Annotated in this window: 14 protein-coding genes; all 14 read right to left on the bottom strand. The window is 27.0% G+C overall.

Going from position 1 to position 13,262, the window contains the following annotated elements:
• Nucleotides 1–36: 36 nt before the first annotated feature.
• The gene (locus tag PHZ07_00565) at nucleotides 37–1,248 is read right to left on the bottom strand and encodes a type II secretion system F family protein (GenBank protein ID MDD3284070.1); all 1,212 of its coding nucleotides are present in this window, start codon (nucleotides 1,246–1,248) and stop codon (nucleotides 37–39) included.
• A 5-nt stretch (nucleotides 1,249–1,253) separates the two neighbouring features.
• Complete coding sequence (locus PHZ07_00560; GenBank protein MDD3284069.1) at nucleotides 1,254–2,312, bottom strand: ATPase, T2SS/T4P/T4SS family; 1,059 nt, start codon at nucleotides 2,310–2,312, stop codon at nucleotides 1,254–1,256.
• Nucleotides 2,313–2,317: 5 nt separating this feature from the next.
• Complete coding sequence (locus PHZ07_00555; protein ID MDD3284068.1) at nucleotides 2,318–2,695, bottom strand: response regulator; 378 nt, start codon at nucleotides 2,693–2,695, stop codon at nucleotides 2,318–2,320.
• Nucleotides 2,696–2,710: 15 nt separating this feature from the next.
• The gene (locus tag PHZ07_00550) at nucleotides 2,711–4,468 is read right to left on the bottom strand and encodes a GspE/PulE family protein (GenBank protein ID MDD3284067.1); all 1,758 of its coding nucleotides are present in this window, start codon (nucleotides 4,466–4,468) and stop codon (nucleotides 2,711–2,713) included.
• Nucleotides 4,469–4,470: 2 nt separating this feature from the next.
• A complete protein-coding gene (locus PHZ07_00545; GenBank protein MDD3284066.1) occupies nucleotides 4,471–4,830 on the bottom strand; it encodes a hypothetical protein in 360 nt (119 codons plus the stop codon).
• A complete protein-coding gene (locus PHZ07_00540) occupies nucleotides 4,820–5,533 on the bottom strand; it encodes a hypothetical protein (protein MDD3284065.1) in 714 nt (237 codons plus the stop codon). Before PHZ07_00540 ends, PHZ07_00545 begins: the two co-directional genes overlap by 11 nt.
• Before the next feature lies 1 nt (nucleotide 5,534).
• Nucleotides 5,535–6,899: a hypothetical protein gene (locus tag PHZ07_00535; GenBank protein ID MDD3284064.1), complete on the bottom strand. Its 1,365-nt coding sequence runs from the start codon at nucleotides 6,897–6,899 to the stop codon at nucleotides 5,535–5,537.
• Between the two features lie 7 nt (nucleotides 6,900–6,906).
• On the bottom strand, nucleotides 6,907–8,007 hold the full coding sequence (gene pilM, locus PHZ07_00530; protein ID MDD3284063.1) for a type IV pilus assembly protein PilM: 1,101 nt from the start codon (nucleotides 8,005–8,007) through the stop codon (nucleotides 6,907–6,909).
• Between the two features lie 69 nt (nucleotides 8,008–8,076).
• Nucleotides 8,077–10,995: a LamG domain-containing protein gene (locus PHZ07_00525; protein ID MDD3284062.1), complete on the bottom strand. Its 2,919-nt coding sequence runs from the start codon at nucleotides 10,993–10,995 to the stop codon at nucleotides 8,077–8,079.
• Nucleotides 10,996–11,071: 76 nt separating this feature from the next.
• A complete protein-coding gene (locus PHZ07_00520) occupies nucleotides 11,072–11,767 on the bottom strand; it encodes a hypothetical protein (GenBank protein ID MDD3284061.1) in 696 nt (231 codons plus the stop codon).
• A gap of 9 nt (nucleotides 11,768–11,776) precedes the next feature.
• A complete protein-coding gene (locus PHZ07_00515; GenBank protein ID MDD3284060.1) occupies nucleotides 11,777–12,100 on the bottom strand; it encodes a hypothetical protein in 324 nt (107 codons plus the stop codon).
• Between the two features lie 68 nt (nucleotides 12,101–12,168).
• The gene (locus tag PHZ07_00510) at nucleotides 12,169–12,408 is read right to left on the bottom strand and encodes a hypothetical protein (protein MDD3284059.1); all 240 of its coding nucleotides are present in this window, start codon (nucleotides 12,406–12,408) and stop codon (nucleotides 12,169–12,171) included.
• Nucleotides 12,409–12,441: 33 nt separating this feature from the next.
• Nucleotides 12,442–12,705 carry a hypothetical protein gene (locus PHZ07_00505; protein MDD3284058.1) on the bottom strand — a complete coding sequence of 88 codons (264 nt, stop codon included), beginning with the start codon at nucleotides 12,703–12,705 and terminating at the stop codon, nucleotides 12,442–12,444.
• A 24-nt stretch (nucleotides 12,706–12,729) separates the two neighbouring features.
• A partial coding sequence (locus PHZ07_00500) for a hypothetical protein (GenBank protein ID MDD3284057.1) occupies nucleotides 12,730–13,262 on the bottom strand: 533 nt, incomplete at its 5' end.

The raw sequence follows: 13,262 nt of genomic DNA, 5'->3' as shown, positions 1-13,262 counted from the left end.
TATATCACAAAATTAATATCAACAAAACATATTTTACTAAAATGTATTTGCCATATTATACATAGGCATTATAATAGCTGCTACCATTCCACCAACTCCAAGACCTATTATCACCATTATAAGTGGTTCAATAAGTGCTGTAAGATTTCCTACCATATTTGAAACTTCTCTAGCATAAAATCCCGATAATTTATCAAGTACTATATTCAATCTTCCTGTTTTTTCTCCAACTTTCAACATCTGAGAAAGCATCGGTGGAAACAAATTACTTTCTGAAAAAACATAAGCAATGGAGTATCCATCTTCTACTTTTTTTACAGCTTCATTTATTACTTTTTTGTAATTGTAATTTCCTACAACATTTCCTGTAATTCTAAGTGCTTCTGTGAGTGGTACGCCTGCTGAAATAAGACTTGATAGCGTACTAGAAAATCTTACCAAATATATGTTTTTAAAAAGTTTTCCAAAAACAGGAAATTTTATTTTTATTATATTGAATATTTTGTTACCGAGTTCTGTTTTCTTTATAGAATAAATTAATCCAAAAACAAATACAGCAACAAATAATATTATTAATATATAATATTTTCTAAGTGAATCGCTTATAAATATAAGAACTCTAGTAGGAAGAGGCAACACAGCGCCTGATGCTTGCAACATTTCCGTAAGATTTGGAATTATAAAAATCATTGCAGCAATACCGACTAGTAGCAAACCGCTTATAATAAATATAGGATATATCATAGCTCCTTTTATTTTTGCAGAGAGGTCATAACTTTTTTCTACCTCATCTGCTAAATAGTTCAAAACCTCGTCTAATCTACCAGAACTCTCTCCTGCTGCAATCATGCTAACAAAAAAATTATCAAAAATAGCATGTTTACTCATAGCATCTGATAATTTCATACCACCATCTACATCATCTGCTATTTGTTCAACATTTCTACTAAGAGCTTGATTAGTTGTCTGTTTTGTAATACCACGAAGTGCTTGTATTATAGGAACTGTTGCTGATATCATAACAGCTAATTGTCTAGAAAAAATAACCAAATCCTTTTTACTAATTCCATTAAATATAGACAATGCCTTAAAATTAAAATTTACCAAACCCTTTGATTCTTCCAAATCAATAATTTTGAAACTTTTATCTATCAAGGCAGTACTTGCTAATTCCTGAGAAGGAGCATCTACAATTCCATTGATTACATTTCCGTTTATATCTAAAGCTTTATAATTAAATTTTGGCATATATATTATTTAAAAACTTCTGGATTATTTGAATATTTTTTTGCATTTTCTAATTCGATAATACCATTTTGAACCATTGTCTTTAAAACCGTATCTAAATCTTGCATATTATCTTGTCTTGATGTTTGCATTATTGATTTTATTTGATCAAAATTTCCAGATTTTACCATAGCATAACTTGTAGATGTCATAGTAAAAACTTCAGAAGCAAGAATTTCTCCACCACCTGATCTTGGTATTAATCTCTGATTGATTATAACTCTCAGTGATTCTACCAAAAGACTTCTGGCCCAATCTTTTTCCGATAATTCAAAACTACCATATATCTGATTTAAAACAGAAACTATAGAATCCAAATCCATAATCACAAAAACCAATTTCCCAGAATTTGCAACTTGCAACATAGCTTTTACATCTTCTTTGGAACTAATTTTTGCGACATAAACAATATTTACATCTTCATCTATTACATCATTTAGACCGTCTGCTATAGAGTCTACATCTCTACCAATTTCTCTTTGTTGAATAATACTTTTTTTATTAATAAATTGTCTCTCTATTGGACATTCAATTGTAACTATTCTATTATCAGTATTTTTATTAAGATATTCTAATATTGATGAAATTGTAGTTGTTCTTCCGGATGACACTGGTCCACATATAATAATAAGTCCTGATTTCATTTTTACTATATCATTTACTACATTTGGTAAATTTAATTCTGTAATATCTCTAAAAACTGCTGGTACTATTTTTATAGTAATAGACAAAGAACCCCTCTGATAAAAAAAATTTACTATTAATCTTACATCATTTGACCAATCATAACCCATAGTAAGTTCTTTTTCTTTTTTTAAAATCTCTTTTTGAGTATCATTTAAAATAGAATCCATTATTGTCTCCAAAAATTCTTTTGTTAAAATTGGAGCATCTTCTAATATCTTTAAATTATCTCTTATTTTCATAATAGGATAACTACTAATATTAAAAGAAAGAGAAATAGCATTCTCTTTTAGAGCTTGATTTATAAGCTCATTTAAATGTAACTTATCTATTGATGGCATAATAACTATTCTATTATTGTTCTTATTTTCTTAATAACTTCAGATGGTACAAAATATGCTTTTATCAAAAAATCTTTTGCGCCTAAATCATAACATTTTTTAATTTGTTCCTTTTGTGACAAATTCGTAAGGACTATAACTGGTATATCTTTTATACTATCATCTAATAATTTTTCACTTAAAACTTCAAAACCATCCTTCTTTGGCATAAGAAGATCTAATAAAACTAAATCTGGTTTATATATTTTCATTTTATCTATCGCTTCAACTCCATCAACTGCTAATATAACATTAAAATTCTCTAATTCAAGTTTTTCTGAATACATGCCAGATAAAAATGGATCATCTTCTGCTATTAATATTTTTTTATTTGCATCAGACATATTTTTTAGTTAAATTTAAAATTCTTTTGTAGCTCGCAAAACTTCTTCCAACGTCGTCATACCACTTAAAACTTTTATAAGACCATCTTGCATCATATTTATATATCCTTGTTTTTTTAATTCATCTTGAAATTTTCCCATGTCATTACCATCATTGATAACATCTTTCAAGGCTCTATTTGGTACAAAAACTTCATTTATAGCTATTCTGCCTTTATACCCAGTTCCACCACAACGATTACAACCCTTACCATGGTAGAATTTTATAACATCTCCTTTCTTAACATTACCATAAAAAGCAGACTCAGGTAAATCATTAATAGAGGATGATATTTGTTCTTTTAATATATCAGAAAGGATCATTTCTTCTTTACAATTATCACAAATTCTTCTTACTAGCCTCTGTGCAAAAACTAAATTCAAGGTAGATGACAAAAGAAATGGTTCTATTTTCATATCAATAAGTCTCGGTATTGCACCTATTGCATCATTTGTATGAAGCGTTGAAAAAACCAAATGACCAGTAAGGGCAGCATGCACAGCAAGTTTTGCTGTTTCACTATCTCTAATTTCTCCCACCATTATAACATCTGGATCTTGTCTAAGTAGAGACCTAAGACCTGATGCAAAAGTATAATTTACCTCTGGCCTTACTTGTGATTGATTGATTCCTTTAATATTATACTCAACTGGATCTTCTAATGTACAAATATTTATTAACTCAGAATTAATCTTATTTAGAGCAGTAAATAATGTAAAAGATTTACCACTACCAGTAGGTCCTGTTACCAAAATCATACCATTTGGTTTGCTGATAGCTTCTTCTATCATTCTTTTTGAATTTCCAAAGAATCCCAATTCCTCAAATTCTGGAACTTTTTCTGGAGTACTCAAAATTCTCATAACTACTTTCTCGTAGTCTATAAGTGGCAATGTAGATACTCTAAAATCTATTTTTTTTACATCTTTACCTCTTTTCATTGCAACTCTGATTCTTCCATCTTGAGGAATTCTAGTTTCATCTATTTTCATATTAGCCATTACCTTTACTCTTGCTATAAGTGCATTGTGTATGTAAATTGGTAAAACTATTGAATTGTGTAATTTCCCATCTATTCTAAATCTTATAATTGATTTTTCAGATACTGGTTCAATATGTATATCAGAAGCTCTTCCCTCTACAGCATGTTTTAAAAGCACAGATATAATTTTTGTAACAGGAGCTGTTTTGATAATGTCACCTAAATTTTCTTCATCAAACTGAGACTCATCTACAATTTCTTCAAATTCTTCTTTTGCATAATCCAAAGCTTCGTTTACTTGTTGTTTAATATTTTCAGTTTTTTTGAATACAGAATTAAAACTTTCTTCTGAAATAAGATAATATTTTAATTTATAATTATTTTTGTGTGCTAAAAATTCTACTGCTTCTATTGCGCTAAAATCCTCAGGATCAACTAATCCTACATCCAATACCTTGTCTCTCTTGTTAAAAATAACCATTTTATAATTAGCAGAAAGATTTATTGGTAATAGTTTTAAAGCTTCAGCATTTACCTTTTCATCTAATAAATTTTTATAAGGCATACCTATAACAGTAGCTTTTATTTGTGCATAATTTTCCAAATCTATCAAATAATATTTTTTTATAATACTATCTATATTTTGATTTTCTTCAACTAACTTTTTTTTCAAAAACTCAAGCTTATCTTTTGTTATAGAAGATAATTCTTGTATTTTATTAAAAATTTTATCATTGTAATCTACTTGCATAATCAATCTTTTTTATTTGTTTCATCTTGAATATTTTTTTCATTTGTATCTATATAATTACCAAAAGGATAATCATTTCCAACTTTATCAGCTTTCAAAGGCAAATTTACATAAGAACGCATATCATTCAAAAAATTTTCCAAATCTTCATCAAATGATTTATCTATATCATCAAGAAGTTTGTTGATAGCATTTTTCTTTGCTTCAAGTATATCTATATTATTTACATTATGTGCACTTTCTGTTTGTATGTTTTCAGTCTGTAATGAGTTTGTTTTTAAAAAATAAAACATAAAAGACACCATAACCAACATTATAATAAACAAAACTACTAATTTTTTATCAAAATAATTATTTTTCATTGCTTAAATAATAAGTTTTAAAATTAATTGAATAAGAACTCATTTTTTCATCAAAATTAAATGACACAATATCTATAAGTCTTATATGATTTTCAAGTGCACTAAGAAAACTCTTTATTTTGTCATATCCTCCATTACTACCAAAAACAAATATAGCAACATTCACCTCTTTTATACCAGACATATCACTATCTACATTTTTCTTTGAAATACCCTTAACAACATTTTTTTTAGTATCTTCTTTAGGTAATTCATTTTCTTCTAAAGCAGATAAGGATATACTACCAAGCTCTAAACCATTTTCCTTTACTAATGCCTCTACTTGAGCCATAATACCCGGTAAATCTGATTCAGATGGCAAAACTTCTTTTATTTTTTCTATATCATTATCTTTTGATTTTTTTAATTCCTCATATTTTTTTGATAATTCTTCAGATTTTGATTTATAATTTAATAAATTATTAACTTCATTTTGTTTCTCTATAATAAGACTATTTATCTCTTTTATAGAGCTAACTTTATTTCTGATTAAAAAAATATAACCAATTACCAAAACCAAAACTATTTCTATTAAAATTAAAAATTTTAAATGTTTAAAAATATTTGACAAATATTTAGGAACTTCTCTAAGTTCTTTAGAGACGTCAGTACTAACATTTGAATTAAAATTAGTATTATCAATTTTATTATTCTGATCTAACATATTATTCATTTTGTTTATTTTCTTCTAATTTATCCGTCTTATAAAAAATATTATCTACAAAATCAAAAGTAACGGAAAAATTAACTATTTGAGATGTACCATTTGATGATAAAGACGCTCCACTTATAATTACCTTATCAACAAATTTATCTGCACCATTCCAATAATTCCACTGCTTAACAACAGTTTCATAATTTGGAGCTTGAGCATTCAAAGTCAAATTACCATTCACACTACCAGTAAAACTAGAAAATATTATATCTGACAAAGTATTTGCCTCTACAGTTTCAAAAAATTTAGTCCAATATACATGATGACTAAATAGTGTTCTTATTTTATCAATCTTTGTTTGCCAAGATTGTATTTCAGATATAAGGGTATCATAGGAATCTAAACTTGATTTATAACTACCTGCTTCCACATTTATATCTTTATATTTATCAACCAACTTAATCTCATAAATATTTAAAGCAAAATATGCAACCACAACAATCATACATGACACAATAAATGTAGACAATAAAACAAAAATTAAATTTTTAGCACTAGGAGTATTGATACCTTCTGGCAATAGATTAACCCCCAAATCATTGTTTTGATCTAGCATTGAAAAATTTTTATTTTTTTTCTTACTTGAAAATATACTTTTTAGACTAAATTTAGATTTTTTAGGTGAATTTGGACTTTCTTTTTTATTGTTTGTAATAACTTTGTTGTTGATTTTTGATTCGCTAATATCTTTAGTATTTACTATATTTTTTAATTGTATATCAGACACTATATTTTTTTGTATATTAGAATCATTAGATATTTTTTGTGTAGAAATATTTGAAATATTACTTGATTTTACTCCACCCACCAAAGGTTTGTTAATCGATAAATTTCCATCTGAATTAAAAGTTTTCTCATTTATAAAATTATTTGAACCTAAATAATTTTTTTTGTTATCATTTATTGGAATTTCCTTTTTTATATTTTTAATATTTTTGTTTTTTTGTTTTTGTGAAAATAATTTAGAAAAAAAATTTCTCTTATTCTCTTTTACTTTTACTATTTTGTCCTTTTTTAATTTATCTGATTTTATTGTGTAAGGCCTTTCTTGAATTTCTGGCACTTTATTATTTATTAAATTTTGTTTTTGTGGAATATTTACACTTCCTAAATTAGTATTATTTTTTTCATCCATTTTCGGTTTCATCCAACTAAACAATTTATCTACAGCATCTATTTCATCATCTTCACTATCCTTTTTGAGTGATACACCAGAAGTAAACTCAACTTCCCTAGAATTAAAATCATTCTTCTTTTTGAAAGAATTATTATTTTTCTTTTTTAAATCTTCTGGTAATAAATTTATATCAGGCATATTTTAATTATATTATATTTCTCAATCCTAAGCCAATAGCTACTGAAAATCTTGGACCTATTTCATCTAAAATTGGTTTTAATTCTTTTGGATACATTACCTTATGCCAAGAATCACCTATATAAACAGACGTATTTAATACTTTGCTTAGATAGTCAACCAAATTTGGCAAATAGGCAGATCCTCCAGATAATATAACCTTATCAACATTACCTTTACCCTGTCTTTTGTATAAATCAAAAACATATTTTATTTCATTAATCATTGGAGATAATGTTTCTTCTATAGTTTTTGGAATATTACTGCTTTCTTCTGAGCTCGCAACTAAACCAAAATCTTGCTTAAACTGTTCTGCTCTTTCAAAATTAATATTTAAACTCTTTGCAATGCTCTGAGTTATTATACGTCCACCAACTTCTATACTTCTATTCAATACTGGTAAATCATTTTCGACAACACAAACGTCTGTTGTTATAGATCCAATATCAACAATCATAGTAGAATTACTATTTGTATCCATAAGTGCTCTTGCCATAGCAAAAGATTCCACTTCCAAACTACACAAATTTAAACCTACTTTTTTAAAAACATCTACATAAATAGCTACCAAATTTTTTGGAGCTGCTGTAAGTAAAACTCTATTAAATTTTGATTTTGTTTTTATAATATTTTCATCTACAGTTGTACTTGATTTTTCAACACTATTTATATTCATATCTCCATTGTCTATAATTTTCCAATCCAATATCATATCTTCAATAGGAAATGGTATAAATTTTTTAGCTTCCCATTTAACAGCAGAATCTAAATCAATTTTATTCATTACTGGTAAACTTATAACAGAGCTAAAAACTGAAAATGTGGGAAGAGCTGCTGAACAATTTTTTGAGGATACTCTAGATTTTGCTAACAGATTTTTTAAATTAGATACCATTAAATTAACATTTTCTTGATTTTTATTTCTTAAAATATCAAAATTTACTTCTGCCATACCATAGGTTACTAATCTAGCTTTATTATTATCATTTGCAAGTTGAACAATCTTAATACTAGATGTTCCTATGTCAACACCTAAAAAATCTTCCTTTTTTGCACTAAACAAACCCATAAATTTAATTTTAAAATTACAAATTTTGAATTCATCCGTCACTCATCATTCAAAATTTATCATTCATCATTAATAAGGTGCTATCTGATCCCATCTAGGTAAAGATTTTATTATATCCCCTAATCCAGGTGGGGGATTAATTATATTTCTTCCATCATAAATAATTATCTCAGATGGTTCTCTTAAACTACTTCTAAATGTTCTTTCAAGTTGAAAATTCTTTGCTAATATCTGTCCTGAAATTACTAATTGATTAGCAGAAGATCCTGTATATATAGTACCACACTTTGGTACAGGATTCCCTAAATCAGAACCACATTCTGTGACGTCTTCATTACCCAACACAATAAACGTACCTGCAAGATCAGAAACCTCTCCATTTATATACAAATCACCTTTTATAATCCATGCTATAGATGCTAATTCTTTATTATTTGATTCTACGATGCTCTCATCGTATTTCAAATCTCCATTTATTACCAAGTCTCCATCTACTATAATCACTCCTGAACCATTATCACAATTATTAAATAAGTAAGAAATTTCACTACCAGAAACTTTTACATTTAATTTATATTCGCCGGTTTCTGGTTTTGTATAATATATTTTACCACCCAAACAAACATTATAATCTTCTACTCCTTCGTTTGGCATATTATTTATAACATTTCCATAAATACCTTTTTTCAATCCCTCATAATCCAAATTACCCAAAATATTACCATAATCATTTATCTTATTTGGATAATCATACACAGGTGATATAAAGCCACTTGGACTATCATAATAACTCATCCATGGTTCTTCTGTATTGTAATCATAAAATAAACTACCCTGAGTAGTTGTTGATATTCCTTCACTAACCCAGTTTATTATATGACCATTGGCCTGAATCATGTAAGTAGAATTAAAATATCCAAGAGGGGGAATTACCGTATAATCAGATCCAATATTAGATCTACTATATATATTTCCATATTTTGTAGAAATATAAGATCTATATAACCCTGCTGCAAAATTTGGAGAAAATTTTGTCCATCCAACTCCACTCAGTTCAGAATCAACGTTAAAACCACCCCAAGTATAACCTTTTATATTTGCAGTACCAGAATCAAAAGCTAAACCATATTGTCTACAAGAAGAACACTCAGCACATATATCACCATCATCTTGTGATGTATTACACAATGAACACTCATAACAAATATTATTTAAATTTTCATCTAATTCATTAAAACATGCAGAACAAAATCTATTTTCTGGATAATTATAAGAATATAAAACCTCATCTTCTGTTAACGATCTGTTATAAATTTTTACATGGTCCATAAAACCATTAAAAAACAAATCTCCTCCTTCTGTCTTAGTATATCCAATAGATGTTAATGTTTGTTCTTCATTATTTTCAAATCTATCTTCAGCTATGAATTTGCCATCTCTATAAATTTTTACCAATTCATTAGTTCTAACGGCAACATAATTATGCCAATTACTATCAAAGAGAAAAAACTTTACGGGCATTTTTATTTCATTAGAATTTTTTATTCTCCAAAGAAATAATCCATCTTCTGCACTATATATTCCACCCTGATTACCAAAAGATGAAAGATAAAAAATTCCACTATCTTTTGGTACATCTTGCTTAGACCACCAAGATATTGTAATACTAGTAGATAAAGAAATTTCAGGAGTTCTAACAACATTTTTTTCTTTATCAAAATAGAGGCAATTATTTATTTTACCATCTTCATTCCATCTCTCATCTATAAATTGTTGTAATAAACCATTATTATTATTTCCAGATGAATCTGATGCTACATCACCTATATCTTCATCAAATTTAAAATAAGCAACAAGACCATTATCTTCATCTCTTACACTACAACTCACACAATTTTTATAATTTTTACCGAGTGGAAATATTTCTGGTCCTCGCAAAGCAATCCATCCTGTATCTTTAAATTGTTCCTGATAAGAATCGTCAAAACTTATTGCTTTCGCCCAACCAGTTATCATATGTGGATAAATACCATTTCCTTGATTTGGTGACCAATGCAGTATCGTATCTGAAAGATTTCCATATGGTGGTGATCCATAATCAGAACAAGTATCTCCAAAACAAATCCATCCCAGACTACTAGACCAAACCCAACCCATTATTCTTCCGGTGATATTGTCTATATCTAAATAATAATTTGAATTATGCAATTTATTATGAATAATTTCATCCAAACTCAAAATAGAATTATAAATCCTAATTTCATCTATTTGACCATTGAAGTTAAGTGTCCCACCACATCCATTACAAACAGCCTGACCTATTCTATATAGATTCTCACCTGACGTAGCTTGAGTAAAATTTGCCATACCTATATACTGTCCATTTCTATAAGCTTTCACATTTTGTCCATTTCTTACAATAGTATAATAGTTCCATTGATTATTCCAATCAAAAACATTACTAATTTCTATTTTATTTGATAAATTAATTATCCATGAAAGTGATCTCTGATTCGAACCAGAAGTTAATATTCCATCATTTCCCAATAAAAATAGACCTTCTCTTTGAGTTTTTGGACCTGACTTCAACCAAAAACTTATAGTCACTGTGTTTGGCAAAACTAAAGATGATGAAGGATTATCAAATGTTATAATATTCGTGCCAGAAATAAACTCAAATGACTTGTTGAAATTTGATTTTCCTGTTCTATTTTTTATATTATTAATAGTTGTACCAATTATTTTGATCGTATTATTCTCCTTGGAATTGTCTTTTACTTCCAATGTATCAAAATCAACATCATTACCATCAAAACCTATATCCAAAATAATATTATCATTTTTAATTCCACAATAATCTTGATAGCCACTAAAATATCTATTATTACAATTTTCTGAATTCCAACCAAAATTAGAACTCCAAGACCAACCACCAAAATTATTCTGTATATCATCTTCTGCAAATACACTATTTTTTACAAAACTCAAAAATAAAAAAGTACTACCTAAAATAAGGCAACAAAATAAAAATAACTTGTAACATTTTCTAAATTTCATTTATATTTTATTGTGCTTGTTCTAATACAACTTCTACAGTATTCAAAAGAGAATTACTTACACTTTCGTAACTATTTTTTAAACTTAAATAATCAGTTTTCATAGAATTTAAAATTACCTCAGTATTATTTATATTTTCAAAATTTATTGAATTTATATTAGATAAAGATTGTTCAATATTATATACAATATTATCCAATTGAGTCCCAACATTATTCAAACTACTAATTAAATTCTGATTTAATCCATTTTTATTTATATATATCTTTACAGTATTTATAACTATATAATTAAGTTCTATAGCATTTGAAATACTATTATAGTTTGATAATAAATTAGAAGATCTCCTTAATTGTTTATATCTTACAAAAACATTATTGATATTTTCAGTTTCCATGCCTTTGTTCAAATCCTCTATTATAGAACTTAGTTCTTGATTATATCTATACATTTCAGACTTAATATATGTTCTATATCCTACAGGTATGCGACTCCAATTTAAATCTAAATTTTGCCTCTCTTTTGAAAATATACTATTTATATTATTCAAACTATTTTTATATCTTTGATTTTGAACAGTTGTTTCTAAATCTGATATATGTGCACTATCTGATATATGAGCACTATCTGATTGAGAAAATACAGATTTTGTAAAAAAAACAGACGAAAATAACACAAATAAAATAATAAATACTTTTTTCATATATTTAAATTAAATTTTAAATTTTAAATTCTCTAAAATATACCTAAACTCTACATCCATATTATCATCAACTAATTCATCTTCTTTTATAAAATTATTATATTCTTCTATATTCTTTATTAAATCAACAATATCTTCATGAGTGGGGCTTTCTACAAATACATTTTTTTCTATACCAACTTTGGGTAAACCACCAAATTCTGTAGAAACCATGTCATTATTTAGAAATGGTTTTTGATTTAAAAACATAGCAAATATTACAAAAAATAATAAAGCTAAACTAAGCTCAAAAAGTCCCATTTCATATTTCTCTTTTTTAAAAAATTTAAACATATTTTTGCCTTATCCAGTCTACGACATGATACCATATCATGTACATAACTGGATTTTTTAAAATTATATTAATCTTCTAAACTATCAAATGATTTATTTTGTTTCTTTATATCATTTACAAGATCTTTTATATCCTCTTTCGTCGGATTATTTATAACGTTGTTTTTATCTATCATAAGCTCTGGATATTTTTCTTTGGATGATTGATTTGATATGATTTCCTTTTGTTTTAAAAAATAAATAAAAAAAACAAAGATAACTAATATCAAAAATATAACGACTGCAAATAAAATTGTCTTCTTTTTCATCTTTATTATAAAATTATTTATAACTCACAAAAATCAAAAAGCGTCACTATTTTGAATTTTGTTTATCATTTCTTGCAAATCTTCTGTTGTAGGATTTTCTATTGTTTTATTCATATCTATATTAAGACCTGCTTTATTTCTATTTAACAATTCATTATTTCTATTATTCAAACTATTTTTTCTCAAACTCTCTACAAAGATAACACAAGTAATCATAAAGAATAAAGCTAAAAATAAATAAGGTATATCACTCTTTTTCTTTTTGATAACTATGTTGGTTGAATCATTTATATCCATATTGTTATTTAAAAAATTTAATTATTATTTCTCAATACATTTTAATTCTTTTTCATCCCAAATAAATCCTTCTTTACATGTACAAATTTTACCATCCCATACTCCACCACCCTTTATACATATTTCTTCAGTAATACCAAAAGAAGGTTCTAGACACTTTAATTCTTTTTCATCCCAAATAAATCCTTCTTTACATGTACAAATTTTACCATCCCATACTCCACCACCTTTTATACATATTTCTTCAGTAATACCAAAAGAAGGTTCTAGACACTTTAATTCTTTTTCATCCCAAATAAGTTTATCTGGACATATGCAAGTATTTTTTTCTTTATCCCATACCCCACCTTCTTTATTACAAGCATCTTCTGGTGTAGTTGACCCACCTGATAATATACATTTTAAACTATTAATATCCCAAGTATATCCAGATGGACATGCACAAGCATTATCTTTCCAAGTACCACCAGTACTCTCACATCCAAATTGTGCTAGTGTTATACATTGCAATTTACTTGCACTCCAAGTATATCCACCTGGACACGTACAAATTTTAC

The organism is Patescibacteria group bacterium (genome assembly GCA_028692545.1).
Lineage (GTDB): Bacteria > Patescibacteriota > Patescibacteriia > UBA1558 > S5-K13 > STD2-204.
This window is presented reverse-complemented; position numbering and strand designations above follow the sequence as displayed.

What these genes read in the sequence shown, in the direction of transcription:
- PHZ07_00510 (MDD3284059.1), bottom strand. Translation starts at nt 12,408, where the DNA reads ATGAAAAAGAAGACAATTTTATTTGCAGTCGTTATATTTTTGATATTA.
- PHZ07_00555 (MDD3284068.1), bottom strand. Translation starts at nt 2,695, where the DNA reads ATGTCTGATGCAAATAAAAAAATATTAATAGCAGAAGATGATCCATTT.
- PHZ07_00545 (MDD3284066.1), bottom strand. Translation starts at nt 4,830, where the DNA reads ATGAAAAATAATTATTTTGATAAAAAATTAGTAGTTTTGTTTATTATA.
- PHZ07_00540 (MDD3284065.1), bottom strand. Translation starts at nt 5,533, where the DNA reads ATGTTAGATCAGAATAATAAAATTGATAATACTAATTTTAATTCAAAT.
- PHZ07_00565 (MDD3284070.1), bottom strand. Translation starts at nt 1,248, where the DNA reads ATGCCAAAATTTAATTATAAAGCTTTAGATATAAACGGAAATGTAATC.
- PHZ07_00520 (MDD3284061.1), bottom strand. Translation starts at nt 11,767, where the DNA reads ATGAAAAAAGTATTTATTATTTTATTTGTGTTATTTTCGTCTGTTTTT.
- PHZ07_00515 (MDD3284060.1), bottom strand. Translation starts at nt 12,100, where the DNA reads ATGTTTAAATTTTTTAAAAAAGAGAAATATGAAATGGGACTTTTTGAG.
- PHZ07_00505 (MDD3284058.1), bottom strand. Translation starts at nt 12,705, where the DNA reads ATGGATATAAATGATTCAACCAACATAGTTATCAAAAAGAAAAAGAGT.
- pilM (MDD3284063.1), bottom strand. Translation starts at nt 8,007, where the DNA reads ATGGGTTTGTTTAGTGCAAAAAAGGAAGATTTTTTAGGTGTTGACATA.
- PHZ07_00550 (MDD3284067.1), bottom strand. Translation starts at nt 4,468, where the DNA reads ATGCAAGTAGATTACAATGATAAAATTTTTAATAAAATACAAGAATTA.
- PHZ07_00535 (MDD3284064.1), bottom strand. Translation starts at nt 6,899, where the DNA reads ATGCCTGATATAAATTTATTACCAGAAGATTTAAAAAAGAAAAATAAT.
- PHZ07_00560 (MDD3284069.1), bottom strand. Translation starts at nt 2,312, where the DNA reads ATGCCATCAATAGATAAGTTACATTTAAATGAGCTTATAAATCAAGCT.